At 55.7% G+C, this 15035-nt stretch carries 15 protein-coding genes; 9 read left to right on the forward strand and 6 right to left on the reverse strand.

The window, feature by feature from the left end; translation table 11 throughout:
* Window positions 1–48 precede the first annotated feature (48 nt).
* Window positions 49–2928 (reverse strand): 2-oxoglutarate dehydrogenase E1 component, encoded by a 2880-nt coding sequence (locus ASD94_RS16750; RefSeq protein WP_056645209.1) that lies wholly within the window; start codon window positions 2926–2928, stop codon window positions 49–51.
* A 245-nt stretch (window positions 2929–3173) separates the two neighbouring features.
* Between ASD94_RS16750 and ASD94_RS16755 the strand changes: the two genes are divergently transcribed.
* Window positions 3174–4238: an AI-2E family transporter gene (locus ASD94_RS16755; RefSeq protein WP_056645211.1), complete on the forward strand. Its 1065-nt coding sequence runs from the start codon at window positions 3174–3176 to the stop codon at window positions 4236–4238.
* 269 nt (window positions 4239–4507) lie between these two features.
* Here the strand turns inward: ASD94_RS16755 and ASD94_RS16760 are convergent, their stop codons facing one another.
* Window positions 4508–5209, reverse strand: coding sequence for a hypothetical protein (locus ASD94_RS16760; protein ID WP_056645213.1), 702 nt, complete (start codon window positions 5207–5209; stop codon window positions 4508–4510).
* Between the two features lie 17 nt (window positions 5210–5226).
* Here ASD94_RS16760 and ASD94_RS23670 point away from each other — a divergent pair, with 17 nt between their 5' ends.
* The 8 genes from ASD94_RS23670 (at window position 5227) to ASD94_RS16780 (ending at window position 10618) form a co-directional block, all read left to right on the forward strand.
* Window positions 5227–5547 carry a hypothetical protein gene (locus ASD94_RS23670; protein WP_156391457.1) on the forward strand — a complete coding sequence of 107 codons (321 nt, stop codon included), beginning with the start codon at window positions 5227–5229 and terminating at the stop codon, window positions 5545–5547.
* Complete coding sequence (locus ASD94_RS16765; RefSeq protein ID WP_156391458.1) at window positions 5544–6044, forward strand: hypothetical protein; 501 nt, start codon at window positions 5544–5546, stop codon at window positions 6042–6044. The genes ASD94_RS23670 and ASD94_RS16765 overlap by 4 nt, the downstream gene beginning before the upstream one ends.
* 493 nt (window positions 6045–6537) lie before the next feature.
* The gene (locus ASD94_RS23350) at window positions 6538–7491 is read left to right on the forward strand and encodes a MobA/MobL family protein (protein WP_082576922.1); all 954 of its coding nucleotides are present in this window, start codon (window positions 6538–6540) and stop codon (window positions 7489–7491) included.
* Window positions 7469–7684: a hypothetical protein gene (locus ASD94_RS23675; RefSeq protein ID WP_156391459.1), complete on the forward strand. Its 216-nt coding sequence runs from the start codon at window positions 7469–7471 to the stop codon at window positions 7682–7684. Before ASD94_RS23350 ends, ASD94_RS23675 begins: the two co-directional genes overlap by 23 nt.
* A gap of 2 nt (window positions 7685–7686) precedes the next feature.
* Entirely contained in the window at window positions 7687–8373 is a 687-nt protein-coding gene (locus ASD94_RS16775) for a hypothetical protein (RefSeq protein ID WP_056645218.1), read from the forward strand.
* On the forward strand, window positions 8370–9176 hold the full coding sequence (locus ASD94_RS23680; protein WP_156391460.1) for a hypothetical protein: 807 nt from the start codon (window positions 8370–8372) through the stop codon (window positions 9174–9176). The genes ASD94_RS16775 and ASD94_RS23680 overlap by 4 nt, the downstream gene beginning before the upstream one ends.
* A gap of 587 nt (window positions 9177–9763) precedes the next feature.
* On the forward strand, window positions 9764–9916 hold the full coding sequence (locus ASD94_RS23685; RefSeq protein WP_156391461.1) for a hypothetical protein: 153 nt from the start codon (window positions 9764–9766) through the stop codon (window positions 9914–9916).
* An 18-nt stretch (window positions 9917–9934) separates the two neighbouring features.
* Window positions 9935–10618: a hypothetical protein gene (locus tag ASD94_RS16780; RefSeq protein WP_156391462.1), complete on the forward strand. Its 684-nt coding sequence runs from the start codon at window positions 9935–9937 to the stop codon at window positions 10616–10618.
* Between the two features lie 156 nt (window positions 10619–10774).
* Here the strand turns inward: ASD94_RS16780 and ASD94_RS23690 are convergent, their stop codons facing one another.
* The 4 genes from ASD94_RS23690 to ASD94_RS16790 all read right to left on the reverse strand — a co-directional run bounded on the left by ASD94_RS23690 (window position 10775) and on the right by ASD94_RS16790 (window position 14806).
* A complete protein-coding gene (locus ASD94_RS23690; protein WP_156391463.1) occupies window positions 10775–11650 on the reverse strand; it encodes a hypothetical protein in 876 nt (291 codons plus the stop codon).
* Between the two features lie 156 nt (window positions 11651–11806).
* Window positions 11807–12778 carry a hypothetical protein gene (locus ASD94_RS23695; RefSeq protein ID WP_156391464.1) on the reverse strand — a complete coding sequence of 324 codons (972 nt, stop codon included), beginning with the start codon at window positions 12776–12778 and terminating at the stop codon, window positions 11807–11809.
* The gene (locus ASD94_RS16785; RefSeq protein ID WP_056645223.1) at window positions 12778–13755 is read right to left on the reverse strand and encodes a DGQHR domain-containing protein; all 978 of its coding nucleotides are present in this window, start codon (window positions 13753–13755) and stop codon (window positions 12778–12780) included. Before ASD94_RS16785 ends, ASD94_RS23695 begins: the two co-directional genes overlap by 1 nt.
* A 115-nt stretch (window positions 13756–13870) precedes the next feature.
* Entirely contained in the window at window positions 13871–14806 is a 936-nt protein-coding gene (locus tag ASD94_RS16790) for a site-specific integrase (RefSeq protein WP_235510695.1), read from the reverse strand.
* Window positions 14807–15035 lie beyond the last annotated feature (229 nt).

Below are 15035 nucleotides of genomic sequence, written 5' to 3' on the forward strand. Positions count from 1 at the left end.
AATTCTTTCGGAATGGGGTTTTGTTCTGTTGTCGGGTCGCAACTGGCCTTACTTGGTCAGGACAAAACCCTTGAGCTTGGCAAACGCGCCGTCCACCAGCGCCTTTTGTTGTTCCTGGTGCAGGTGGGAGTAACCCACGGCTGGCGATGCCGAAGCAGCGCGGCCGGAGTAGCCCAGCTTCTGGCCGTCGAGCATGTTCTCGTGGATGTAGTGCTGCACGAAGAACCAGGCGCCCTGGTTCTGTGGCTCGTCCTGGCACCACACCACATCGGTGGCATTGGGGTACTTCTTCAGTTCGGCCGCAAACGCCTTGTGCGGGAAGGGGTAGAGCTGCTCAACGCGCAGGATCACCACATCATCGACTTCCTTCTCGGCACGCTTTTTGACCAGGTCGTAATACACCTTGCCAGAGCAGGCGATCACGCGCTTGACCTTGGCAGCCTTCTTCACGATGGCCTCGTCCTGCTCGGGAATCACCGTCTGGAAGCTGCCCTTGGTGAACTCGGACAGCGGCGAGGTGGCATCCTTGTTACGCAGCAGCGACTTGGGCGTCATGATGATCAGCGGCTTGCGCAGATCACGCACCATCTGGCGGCGCAGCACATGGAAGATCTGGCTGGCCGTGGTGGGCTGCACGATCTGCATGTTGGCGTCAGCTGCCAGCTGCATGAAACGCTCCAGACGGGCCGAGCTGTGCTCTGGGCCCTGGCCTTCGTAACCGTGGGGCAGCATCAGGGTGATGCCGTTGACGCGACCCCACTTCACTTCGCCGGAGGCAATGAACTGGTCGATAACGACCTGTGCACCGTTCGCGAAGTCGCCGAACTGCGCTTCCCAGATCACCAGGGTGTTGGGGTCGTTCGATGCATAGCCATACTCAAAGCCCAGCACCGCTTCTTCCGACAGGATGGAGTCGATGACAACAAATGGAGCCTGATTCTCAGCCACGTTCTGCAGGGGCGTGTAGGTGCCGATATCCCACTTTTCACGCTTTTGATCATGAATCACCGAATGGCGGTGCGTGAACGTGCCGCGGCCACAGTCTTCGCCAGACAGGCGCACGGGATAGCCGCTGGCCACCAGCGAGGCAAAAGCCATGTGCTCGCCCATGCCCCAGTCCACCGGGATGTCGCCACGGCCCATGGCCGCACGGTCGTCGTACACCTTCTTGACCAGTTGGTGAGGTGTGACGCTTTCCGGGATGGTCGTGATCTTCTCAGCCAGGCGCTTCCACTCAGCCAGGGGAATGGCCGTGTCGCCAGCGTCCGTCCACTTCTTGCCCAGGAACGGGCTCCAATCCACCGCGTACTTGCTCTTGAAGTTGGTCAGCACCGGGTCAACCGTGTGCTTGCCCGCGTCCATGGCTGCGCGGTAGGCCTTCACCATGTCATCGCCCAGCGATTCGCCCAAGCCCTGCGTGGCCAGTTTGTCGGCATACAGCTTGCGCGTACCAGGGTGCGCACCAATCTTCTTGTACATCAGCGGCTGGGTCAGCGCCGGGGTGTCCTGCTCGTTGTGGCCCAGTTTGCGGAAGCAGATGATGTCCACCACCACGTCCTTCTTGAACTCCATGCGGAATTCAAGAGCCAGCTGGGTGGCCAGCACCACAGCCTCTGGATCATCACCGTTCACGTGCAGCACAGGCGACTCGATCATCTTCACGATGTCGGTGCAGTACAGCGTGGAGCGGGTGTCGCGCGGGTCAGACGTCGTGAACCCGATCTGGTTGTTGATGATGATGTGCACCGTGCCACCCGTGTAGTAGCCACGGGTCTGGGCCAGCGCCAGGGTTTCCTGGTTGACACCCTGGCCTGCAAAGGCGGCATCGCCGTGCACCAGCACAGGCAGAACCTGCTTGCCATGGGGGTCAGCACGACGGTCCATGCGCGCGCGCACCGAGCCTTCGACCACAGGATTGACGATTTCCAGGTGCGAAGGGTTGAACGCCAGCGACAGGTGAACGGGGCCGCCAGGGGTGGTCACGTCCGAGCTGAAGCCCTGGTGGTACTTCACGTCACCTGCAGGCAGGTCTTCGGGGGCGGTGTGATCGAACTCTGCAAACAGGTCTTTGGGCATCTTGCCCAGCGAGTTGACGAGCACGTTCAAGCGGCCACGGTGGGCCATGCCGATCACGATCTCCTGCACGCCCTTCGCGCCAGCAGACTGGATGAGCTCGTCCATTGCAGCGATGAAGCTCTCGCCGCCTTCCAGAGAAAAGCGCTTCTGGCCCACGTACTTGGTGTGCAAAAAGCGCTCGAGGCCTTCAGCAGCCGTCAAGCGATCAAGGATTTGCTTTTTCTTGTCGGCACCAAAGCTGGGCTTGCTGCGGATCTTTTCCAGCTTTTCCTGCCACCAGCGCTTCTGGTTCTGGTCGGTGGCATACATGTATTCGGCGCCGATGGAGCCGCAGTACGTTTCACGCAGCGCATTGATCAGCTCACGCAGCGTCATCGACTCCTTGCCGAAGAACGTGTTGCTGGTGTTGAACACGGTTTCCTGGTCAGCGTCGCTGAAGCCGTAGAACGAGGGTTCCAGCTCAGGAATCGCGGGACGCTCCGTGCGCTTGAGGGGATCCAGATCGGCCCAACGCTGGCCCACGTTGCGGTAAGCGGCGATCAGCTGCTGAACGGCGGTGCGCTTGCGGCCCAGTTCAGAATCAGCGCCGGTGGCAACCACGACCTTGGTGCCGCCTTGCTTGGCGCGCTCGGCAAAGGCATTGATGACGGGCAGGTGCGGAACGTCTTTGGCGTTGCTGCCATCCACCGCGGGAACGTGCTGCAGCGCATCAAAGTACTCGCGCCACGTGTCGGGGACGCTACCGGGATTAGCCAGGTAGTTTTCGTACATCTCTTCGACATAGGGCGCATTGCCGCCGAAGAGGTAAGTATTGCCTTGGTAGGCTTGATAGACGGATGTCGTATCGCTCATATTCCGCTGACCTCCGCTTTCCTTGGGAAAGCATTAGCTGGTTGAGAAACCTTCCGCGACACGGCTGAACCGGTTGGCGGATGCGACTGTGGCTGGGGAAGGGCCTTGGTACGGCCGACATTGTGCCACCGAACGGACGTCCACCCTCAAAAGCTTGGATACAGGCCATTTCCGCGCAGCGCAAAAAGGCAGCGCTGATCAGCGCCTCGCGTACATTCCGGGTATCCCGTTGCAACGCTCATTACATGCCGCACCACCACCTTCAGGACAAAGCCTTTTTGCTGCTGCTTGCCCTTGTCACCGTCGCATTCGGTGCCATCCTGTGGCAGTTCCACGGCGCCGTTTTCTGGGGCGTCATCCTTGCAATTCTTTTTGCCCCCCTGCACCGCAAACTGCTGAAAAGAATGCCCAAACGGCCCACGCTGGCTGCGTTGTGCACACTCGGATTGTGTTTGGTGGTGGTGATCTTGCCCATGGCAGCCATCACGGTATCGTTGATTCAGGAAGCTACAGCAATCTATGAACGGGTACGCTCCGGACAGATCAATTTTGGGCTTTACCTGCAACAGGTCATAGCGGCGTTGCCAGCCTGGGCCGCCGGTCTGCTCGACCGCCTGCAGCTCACCAGCGCGGTAGAGCTGCAACAAAAACTTTCATCCTTTGCCGTGCAGGCCAGTCAATTTGTAGCGACCCAAGCGCTCAGCATCGGGCAAAACACGCTGGAGTTCATCGTCAGTTTCGGCATCATGCTGTATCTGCTGTTCTTCCTGCTGCGCGACGGCGCCAGCCTGGCGGTGCACATCGGTCAGGCAACCCCTCTGGAAGAGACCCATAAGCGCCAGCTGGTCACCAAGTTCACCACCGTGATCCGGGCCACGGTCAAAGGCAACATCGTGGTGGCCGCCTCTCAGGGCGCACTGGGCGGCATGATTTTCTGGGTCTTGGGCATCCAGGGGCCGGTACTGTGGGGTGTCCTTATGGCCTTCCTGTCGCTGCTGCCGGCCGTGGGTGCCGGGCTGATCTGGGTGCCGGTGGCCATCTACTTTCTGGCAACCGGCGCCGTGTGGCAGGGAGTGGTGTTGACGGCGTTTGGCGTCTTCGTGATCGGGCTCGTCGACAATATCTTGCGCCCCATCCTGGTGGGCAAGGACACCAAGATGCCCGACTACATCGTGCTGATCTCCACCCTCGGCGGCATGGCCTTGTTCGGCCTGACTGGGTTTGTGATCGGGCCCGTGATAGCGGCCTTGTTCATGGCCAGCTGGGACCTTTTCGCACCACCGGCTGAGACGAACGCCCCCCCCCACTGATATCCGCTGGGCCGTGGCCAAGCACGCCAGTCACGAGACATGACGGCCCAGTAACTGGCGCCGACCTCACCGCCAAAAACAAAAGCCTCCCGAGGGAGGCTTTTGGCAACAAACGCACTCATGAGCGCATTTTGAATCGGGTGGTAGGACGTACAAGATTCGAACTTGTGACCAACGGATTAAAAGCCAGAATCAACGCCAATGATCAATCGTCATTTTGCATGATAAGTCGTTGATCAACAATGATTTTTTCTCTTCTACATCCCTCGTCACTCATCTACCTTCGGCTTCAATTTTGGCTCTGAGTGCACCACTTTTGCACCACTCTTTGACTTCGACCAGTCCCATCCACTAGTGGACATGAAGGACATGTCAGAGACCCAGCCCGCTAGCCGATCGACCTGTTCTGCTGCCGTCGCCTCAACCCTGTCCACCTCGCGCAGATAGTAGTTCCGCAGCAGCGAAAAAAGAAAGCGCGATGGTTGGTAGCTATGGCGATCGGGGTCAGGAGTCAAAGGGTGCGCCATGACTTCAGCCAGTTCTTGCAAGGCCTGCGCAGCTTTGTTGCGTGCCTTATAAAAGTTTTCGGCTTTTTTGGCCTCCGCCGCAAAGTCAACCTCCCGTGAGCGGCGCGCCTCGTTGCTCGTGATGATGCCAAAGTCATCGCCAGGAGGGTCGATGTAACCGGCCGCCACGAATTCGTTATGCATTCCTACCAGGCCACGGCATGCACTTCTACGACCATTGAGCAGCTCGCTGAAGCGGCTTCCCTCAGATTTTTTTTGCTTATCCAAGTCGCACAGCGCAGATTCAAGCTGCACGTTGGTTAGGCCGCTTCTCTCCTTGGCCGTCTTGGCGACATGCTGAGTCTCAGCCAGTACCTGATCTGCAATCGCGCGGGGGACTTGCGTCATTTTTCCAAGTTTCTCGAAAAGTTCGGGATAGTGGGTCGGATGCTGGTTGACGACCATCGGTTTGTCAACCACTCATGACAACCGACACCATGGCAGGCAAGAAACAACCAATCGACGACAGCAACTTTCTGAGGGCCTTTGCGGCGCTTGATGACTCAACACTCATCAGCCCGAAGCACTGGGCGGCCCTGTGCGAGCAATCGCTTGATAGTGTCTACAGCGCCCGGGCGCGCGGCGTTTTGCCGAAACCCGTCCTTGAAAAGAATCGACTCGTGCGCTGGACTGCGGGGCAATATCGCGACTGGGTACGCGGCCTGGCAGAGGCCGCTCCCGCGCATCGACGCGGCGGGCGTCCGCGAAAGGACACGCTGCAGCCCAAGGGAGGCGCAGCATGAGCACCCTCCCTGCAAAAAGTTGTCCACAAATCGAGGGAGCTGGAGAAACTCGTAAGTTGTTAGTTGTTGTTAATACTAAAAACAACAACAACAACAACAACAACGCCGCGCGCAGCGCGGCCCCTCCCCTCTGTTTTTCAGAAGGATCGGCACTGAGCCAGTCAGAAAAAGAGCACCTCGAAAATCTGCTGAGCTACCACCCCGAGGGCCAAGCCATCGTGGATGAGTTGGCTGGTCAACTCAGGGCGCGGGGGCGCGGCCCCGGCGGGATCAGAAACCCGCGCGCTCTGGCGGCGCGGCTGGCCAGAGAGGCCACGGCCCGCGGGGTGGGCTTGTGGTACTACCACCTCGACGAGGCAGCGCTGCGGCTGCGCGAGGCCGAGATTCGGCATGCGGAAGAGCCGCCGACGCGTGAAAGGCAGCACGTGCCCGCGCCCAGAGCGGTGCGCGAATTGGCCGAGCGGCTGCGTCGCGAAGTCCGGGGGGTGAACAAATGAGCGGCGCACCTCGACAAAAGAAGATCCAGGATCTGCAGCAGCGCCTAGCGCGCCTGCAGGCCGAACAGCGTGCGGCCGAGGCTCGTGCGAAGGCCTCCGCGAGCAAGGCTGCGCGTGCCAACGACACGCGGCGCAAAGTGCTAGCTGGCGCTTTTTTGCTCGACCTTCTCGGAGCCTCGGGCGTGGCTCAGATCAGCGTACAGGGGCGCTCCTTCTCGGCCTGGCTAACCCGCCCGGACGATCGCGCTGCATTCGGTCTGCCGCCCCTAGCCGTCACCCCGCCTGCCACGCCAGCACCTCCCGGCGCTGGCGTGTCTGCGGTGGGCGCGGCGCTTCATGCTGAAGGAGGCTCGGTATGAAGCGCCGCGCTCAACTCCCGTTCGCTTTTCAAGCGAAGGGCGCAACATACGAGTTTGGCTACGCCAAACTCATTTGCGACAGGAGGCGTGCCGCCTCCTGTACCTCCTGCCTGCGGCACGCCGCGAGGTGAGCGATGGCGCTCTACCATATCCGCGCCCGCACGATCTCGCGCGCTAGCGGTGCGTCCGCCGCCGCGGCGGCGAGTTACCTTCAGCGCCTTGGCAGGTATGCCAAGGCTGGCCATGACCCGTGCGTTTTCAGCCACGCCGGCAACATGCCTGCATGGGCTGCAGGCCCACGTCAGCGTCTTTCCTACTGGTCTGCCTGCGATGCGCACGAACGCGCAAACGGACGCCTGTTTAAGAGCCTTGAATTTGCGCTGCCGCGCGAACTAAGCCACGGGCAGCGCGTAGCGCTAGCTCGCGAGTTTTGCGAGCGCGTATCGCGCACTGCCCCGGGCGAACCGCTCCCCTTTCTCATGGCTATTCACGCGGGAAAAGGGATCAATCCGCATTGCCATCTAATGGTCAGCGAAAGGGTCCTGGACGGCCACGATCGGTCCCCAGAACTTTGGTTTTCAAGGGCTGCACCGAAAGGCAAAAAGCCAGAAACAGGCGGGTCGAGGAAAACCAAAACCCTCATGCCGCTGGACTGGCTGCTTTCCACCCGCGAACTGCTGGCGAGGCTCACTAATGAGGCCCTCTCAGCGGCGGGCTTCGCGGCCCGCGTGGACCACCGGAGCCTCCGTGAGCAGGGTATTGACCGCACCCCGGGCGTGCACCTCGGGCCTGCCGGGGCGGCCAGGCTGCGGCGTGGCGCGCGTTCGCGGCGCGCCGAGGACCTGGCGCAGCACCAAGCCGCGGAGCAGGAGGCAAAGCAGCTCATAGCCGAGCTGCGCAAGGAGGCCCGAGCCGTCGAGTTGGAACTGGCCAACACGTTGCACTCGGACCCCGTCTCAACGCCGCCTACCAACAACAGCACGACCGCCATGCTGGCCCGCGCGCAGCATCAGGCCGCGCGTGAGCGGCAAGGAGCCACAAAGAAACCCGAAAGGAAAAAAGCAAATGACTATGAATTCAGATCTTAATTCTGAAGAAAAATGGGTTATTCAACGCCGGGTTTATCGACGCGGAGACAAATGCTCTTGGAAAACGGTTTCAGCACCAACCAGCTACGGTGAGGCCGTAAAGGAACTGTTCAAACTCCCAGCCGAAACAGCCCGCCTGATGGCGGGCATCGAAGAATACTTTCCAATTAACTCAATTCAGCGAGAAATTTAATCATGGACTTCATTGTTACCCAACGCAACCTGACCAAAGAGCAGCGCATGTCGATCTGGGGTGCTGAATTTCAGCCTGGCGCACCGACTGGATTTGATGTATACGACTGCAACCTAAAACAAGAAAATATCTTGACTCTGAGCCTGAACAAAGACTGGTGGGAGGAAAGTATTGTTTATTATTCAGAGTCAGATTTGGTGAAAATCTGGCTGGACGATGAATACCCCGAACGACAGCAGGATATGGAAAACCTTGCAAAATATTTACTCCTAACGCGCGACAAACCAAAAACTGAGCGAGCATGCTATCTGGCATGCCTATGGGCCGAACGAAACACAAAGCTAACGCGAATGACGAAATTCAAGTCCGCAAACGATATGCTTCTTGAGAAATATCCCGAGCTTCATTCGACAGCTCGCGAAGCTATTGTTATTGATTGGCTCTCGCCCGGTCGTTTTGGTGAATTTCCTGAGTCAATCCTAAAGCTTCTTGAGCATGGGATCGATGAGGATATGCACGATTTTTCATTGTGGATCGATCAAAATATGGTCTTTGAACTAGACGATATGTTGGGGTTCCTCGTGCGTGCACATCAGGTCGATCCAGACTCTTCAAATAACCCGCCGAGTCAGGGCTCTCCGGACGACCATAGCGGAGAAGCAAAATCGAGCATGGTGATTGAATTATGAATGCGCCAGTGCTGATTAAGCATCTGGTCCAGGCAGATGAGTGCAAAACGCAGTGGCTCAACAACATGCTTGCAGAGTCCGTTGAATCAAGTCGATTCGAGAAAGTGCCAGGAGTCAGAATTATGCCTCTTTCCGAGTATGCAGGCCGCCACGATCGACTAAACTACGAGTGGAGCATCGACTTATGTATTTCTTCCAGGTTTTGGCGGAAAGACGGACTTATTTCAGTCTATCTGCATGAATGTGCGCACCTTTTACTTTCACAAGAAGAGCATCGAAGGGGTCAAAGAACGCATGTGCACGGCCCGATATTCTTTCTAATCAATATGGTGCTGTTTGCCCGACTAGATGCCGCGAGAAAAACACCAGGGGATATGTTGGGGTGCTTGAAGTTATATGATTTTCAGGACGAGCCTATAGATTGGCCAGAGCCGAAATTCAGAAGCGCAGTGCTTGAATTTGCGCTAACACACTATTTGCGTCTAGCAAAATCAGATTTATCTGCAGAGGCAGTAGCCCGAGAATCGTGGGACCTCTGGAAAATTGAGCGCGAAAACCTTGTCATCAGAGAAAATGAGAAAAAAGAAGAAACCGAGCAGAAAAAATCTCTTGAGAATGAATGCGACATCCTGAAGGCCAAAGTAATTGAGTTAGAACGTCAGCGGGGAATCTCATTCGGTTGGAGATTTATATTCACGACAGGATGGAGCGGGGTGTTTTTTCTCGGGTTTATTGCGCTCGGGCTATATACCTCCGCTGTTGTCGCAGTGGTTCGCGGCCTCGCGATGCATCGGTTGCTGTGAGTGACCGTGCATGTCCCCGCGCAAGCGCGGGGCCGGGCTCTGGCCCTGCGGGTGGAGCCCGCCAGCGGTCTCCAGCAGCCCATGGGCCGCCTAACGATCCCTCATGCAGGGGGAAGGCCATGGCCATCCCCCTCGGCTGCGCCTCACCCCCAGGGGGCAGGGCGACCGCAGGCGGACGCCCTGGGTTCGGTAGCCGCACTTGCGGCGGACCGCGCCGGCGCGGAGTCAGTGCCGCCCGGAGGGCGGCGAGAGGCGCTCAGTCGCCGCGCGGCTGTCTGCTGCCCGTCAAAAGGTGCGCCCTGCACCATTCCCCTGATTTCTTCGCCTCTTCGGCCAACGCTAAGCCAGGACCGCGCCGCTGGCGCTTTGGGTTTCTGCGTGGGGAATCCATAAAGCTTCGCTTTACAAACCCTCCCCACTCCGGAACCCAATCCCGGCACCGCTAATGGCACGGCGAAGAACTCAGGGGAACGGTGCAAGCAAAGGCCGCTTGCACGGGCAACAGACATATGTTGATCCGGCTCGGAATCTAGGGGCCCGGTACACAAAGAAAGGGGTAAGTAATGGTGACGAGGAGCGACGAAGAAATGCAGATCACACTGCAGGCTCTGGTCCTGCAGTTTGGCGTCGATGCTGCACCCGCTCGGGGCCTGCGCGGCTTGGAGCTGGAAGCCTGGCTGAATCAGGTAGAGGATGAGTTGTTTGAACAGCTTTGCTCGAGCTTAAATGAGCAAGATTGAAATACAAAGGAGTCTCATATGGGAATGGGTGATGCACTTGCAGATGTGATGCTTGAAGGTCGTGCTAGAGACGCAGAAAGCTCAGCCCGCCTTGCTCAAGCGGAAGCCAGCAGATTACAGAGCAAAATTCATAATTTAGAACTGGTGCAGATCGCTGCCGCAGCTGTCTCTGAGCGGCTGCAATGGAAATATATCGGCCAAGGAGAAGGGTTCAAAGCATTAATGCTTGGATTCAAAAAGACCGCCGACAAAATGCTATCGGAAGAGCAAAAAAAGGAGTTTTTTAAAGACGCGATTATTTTTGCACGCCAGTTCATCAAGGAGGAAAGTGGGGAAATAAAAAACCTTCAGGAGAGTACTATCAGCGCATGGACGGATGAAAACTTTGGATGGAGTGCCGTGTACCCGCTTTTTGAAATTAGTCCCCCATGCTCCGAGCCCACTGCTCCTATTCGACCGGGAAACATCGATAGGAGAGTAAAGAGGTTATTTTTCTTCATCCCATACCGACTCTATTTCGTGGGAGAGCAGAAGTTTCACAAACTGCGCAATGCAAAAAGGCTTTTTGACTCACTAATTGAAGTCTATGAAAAGGAGATGGTTGCCCATCTTTCCTTCCATGCTCGTTGGGTCAAATACAAAGAAAAATACGAAAAGCAGCAAGCAAGAATCGCAGAATACGCGCTTCCGCGACCTGTTTAAGGTCGTCGGTTTGACCATTGATGGCCTAGCGACCTTTTTAAGGTCGTCGCAGCAATAGAAAAGTGGCATGAGAACGAGTTCTGATGCCACTTTTTTCATCTAACGCTCGAATGCGAGCGGTCCACGACCTGTTTCGACCTGAGACTCTCACCAAGACTATTTCACGCTACCAATTTTTGCGTCATTTCGCTGATCACAAGTCTTTATTAGACGATTCACAAAAAATTCGTCACTACCGGCGTCCGACGTGGCATAAAAAATGTCAATACCCTCAGGAAGCATATACCCATCAAAAAAAGGCAGCTCCCTACTCTGCCATGACTTTATTAGACTGTATTCTGTGTCGGTAATTAGCGCAGTCTTCTTTCCAAGCAAATGAGGGTTTTCTTTATAGACATGAGCAAAGCACCTCCATATACCCTCAATTTCCGGATTCCCCGAGGGCATTGGCGCAACACATTGATAATCAATAACATCACCCAATGAAATTGCGCTGTCAGCAATATTCATAGGCCTTCCGATGATCGCAGAAGTAACCGAAATCTTCTCCCCAGATGCACCAATTCCGCAGTTGGTGTCCACACAAAATACTTGATCGTATCTGGTTAGGGCGCTATCTATACCAAGAAAATGACTTCCTGCAAGGCCAAAATATGCATGCAAAATCTTCTCTTTACTCTTTCTCTTATAAAACGTAGTAAGCGTAGACCTGCTACCATTTAAGACAAAATTGCTTGTCACTATCGGCGAATTTATTCTACCCGTACAACGAATTTTTGCGGTAGTCAAATTAATCTCAATTTCATCGAAAAAATATTTTTCATCAAAATCAATTTGCAATACAGAGAATCTTTCCTTTTTCTTTTGGCCAGGCTGCTGAAAAGGCAGTGTCAGAGCAACACCACTGCCATTAAGCATTTTCCCCTTCACGCCACTTAAATGTATATTTATTGTCGTGCCCGCTGGGGTACCCGGCGGAATTTTCTGGACATAAATTCTGTCCCTCTTGTTAAGCATCCTGTCGAGATCCATTTGCGTCCTTTGTGAGGTGGTAGAGCTCTCACGCGCCTTCCAGAAATTCAGAACAGTGATTACTGAAACGTGAACAACCGAATGACATGCCCGCTCATTTCGCATCGATCAGTCAGAAGCAGATGTGCACTGCGCAACTACCCCTTTAACACATTTTTAGGGTTGCCGCGTGGTCGCGCTTCGCGGTTTCTTCGCTTCGTTGAGGAGCTTGAGACAACCGTTCACGAATATTGGGTTAAGAGGTGAATTCAGTGCAGCTGCCGCTGAGGTTAACTCACGAACGAGCGCTACCAATCCAATGGACGCTTGGAAAAAACAGTCCAATTCACTCTGCACCGTGTTTGCTCCGGAGCTAGGATGAGACTTCCACGCACGAGCCGCTGACTCCAGCATGGCAGGGTCTGCCAACTTGCTGTATGGAAACCAAGTCCCATGCGATTGGCGATAATTAATGGAATTCCTCATAGTGGATAGCCAATTACCCTTCGTTGACCCCGAACGGGTCAATTGCCCCTTGAGGTTCGAAAGCAGCGCTGACGCCTCAACCTTATGGCTGCTGAGTGCAGTTGTAGAAGGGAGCGACATCTCTAGCTCCTCGATTACCGTTACTAGGGTCGCCCAAGTATCGCGGTGTGAATCTTTGAGCCGGCTGAAAGTTACATTTTCGAAATTGGGATCAATCGTGGCAGCAAAGAAGCCTGAGTCCAGTGCCGTTAGGCCACCAGACCTGCCCATAACTTGGGCAGCGTTGAGGACTTGATCGACATGCTCTTTGTCCAATTGAATGCAAGCTTTGCCAAACAGACGCATAAAAGCGTGTGCAGCAAAGAATGCTGAGTAGTAAGAACGCACCGAACCCCAGGCAAGACTTCGAGGTAAGACAGGGTCCGGTGCGATGCCTGCGGCACTCTCGAATGCAGCAGAAGCGAGGCGATTAAGATCATTCGCGAGTGCCTGCTTTAGCTGCTCAGGATCAGATGCGCGAAGGACGAAAGATGCCCCGGATATGTCCTGACTGAAGTAATAATTCTGGTTTGCCAACCATGCCTTGACGTCCAGTGCAGAACTTAAACCTGACTGAAACAGCGGCAAACGCGCGCTTTGCAATAGGACGCGTAAAGCTGTCATCAGAGTTGGAAGCTGCCCTTCAACGCGTCTTCTAAGGCATCAACGATCGGTTTGTATGCGCTGCCGGTACCCTTCAGCTTACCAATTTTTATGTTTCCCCCGACCTGTTCGAGAAAGTAGTGAAAGTTGTCGACGGTATAAATTGCGCCGAATCGGTCTTTCACTTTTGGGGCGACGATGAGAAAGAAGGCGCACGACGCGCGAAAGAATATCGCATTGACTAGCAGGTCGACTAGTTGGTGTCTACGAAGCACGCCCTCCACGAGCGCAACGAAATAAGCGTTAAGGATTTCGTACAGCTCGTCTTGGCTCTTTTCGCCGAAAACGCGAACCAGCGGTTTGAGCGCTGTGTTGAAGACGGAACGGGAAATCTTTCCCGGTGCCTTCGAAGCGGGTGCAAGTTTGCCGTACAGGGCGCTAGAGGGCTCTTGCATGAAGGTATCAAAAATCTCTCGAAGAAGCGCTTCCTCGTCCTTCTCGTACTCGGCAAGCTTTTTAATATCAAGTAGGAGCTCTGCTGGTACGCCTTTCTGTTTGGAGTTTATGTCTATGAACAGTCGCGTCTCGTCTCGCCGAGACAGACCGGTGTAGATGATTACGGGGACGCGAAACGCTTTCTCCGCGAGCATGAACCCATAGACACGATGTTGACCGTCAATAATTAGGAATGCCTTTCGGATCGGTTTAAAGCTCAGGCTCTTTCGGGAACTGTCATATTCCAGCTCCGCATCGGGTTGCGCAGACAAAATGATTGCGCTGGGGATAGTCCCAAGACCGCTGTCGATGTAGGCTGCAATTTCTCGAGCTCGCTTCTCGTCGAGTTCGCGCTGGAAACCTTTAACCGGATCCTCATCGCGCGCAATTACGAAGCTGGTTTCTGCAAGGAGCTCGCTGGGGAGGGTAAGAGAGTAGAAGCGATGCTCGCCTTGCCGGACAAGGCTAACACTTGAGAAGCCAATACGTTCGAGGTCGGTCATAAGCTATTGGTATGGTTGGACTGCCTGTTCACGATTGTCCTGCATACGCAGTACCCAACACTGAGAGCAAAAGTCTAGGATGTACCACAGCATAGATCCTCCGACTCACACTCCTTCACCCTAGCTTACTGATCAGCTGAGCCGGTGATAGGTGGACGTATCGACGCAGCATGTTCAAACTGCGATGGCCCGTCACAGCCGAAGCCTCCATGGGATTCAGCCCACGCTCAAACAAACGCGAGGCCCCTTCGTGTCTCAGGTCATGCCAGCGGAGGCCCTGCAAGTGCCCAGCCATAGGGGAACGGCCTGCAGCCTGCTCCGCTTCCTCATAGCGACGCCGCGCAACTGCAAGCGCACGTTTCCAAGCAACAGACACTGCATTCTGAGAACAGCCCAGCAGTTTGCCCGCACGCTCGCCTGATTTGCACTCAGGCAGGGCCTCGACAATTTCAGCAGCACGACTGGACAGGACCACGAACGCTGGCACGGCTTTATTGCCTTTGCCCTGGTGCTCGCGCGGAACACGGAAGAAGCGACCTGATGCATCCAACCAGGCCCGCTCCAGCTTGAATAGCATTCCCTGACGCAGAGTCGTTTCAATTGCCAGTTCAAAAGCCGGAAGGATCCAGGGATTTCCATTCCTGGCCAGTTCAGCGGCCAGCGCCTCAAACTCCCCAGCCATCAGGCGTCTGTCACGCTCACTAGAGCCCGAAGGCTTCCGAATGTCGTTGAGCGGGTTCAATAAGCCCTCCATGCCCCATTCTTTGCGCGCAACATTGAACAGGTGGGCAACCAGTTGCAGTTCTAACCTGACGGTGTTCTCGGCGCGTCCTACCTTGCGTCGAGCATCCCGATAAGCGGCGAAATCTACCCCCCGCAAATTGGAAAGGTACCTTTGTGCCAGCGGCTGCGCTTGCCAGTGCCGGATTCGCTGATGCTCTTGCTTGGGATAGCTCTTAGCAGAACCAATCTCCCGCCAGTAGCGCTCCAGCGCCTCTGCCAAGGTCATTTTTTCAGCGTCACCGAGAGTTCGGAAAACGCCCTGATCCATAGAGCCCTCAGTGGCTCTCGCCCATGTCTCAGCTTGGAGTTTCGTGTCGAAGGTCCGAGAGATTGCCGGATACCCTTTGCGGCGAACTTGTGCTCTCCAGTACTCGCCGCGTTTCTTGATGCTTGCCACCCGATGTCCTTTCTTTGGAAGATCGACTGGCGTTGAGTTTCCGCGTGCACCACTTTTGCACCAATCCCGAATTTTTTCGAGAAGTCAAAGAAAAAAGGCC

Source organism: Acidovorax sp. Root70 (assembly GCF_001428225.1).
Lineage (GTDB): Bacteria > Pseudomonadota > Gammaproteobacteria > Burkholderiales > Burkholderiaceae_C > Acidovorax.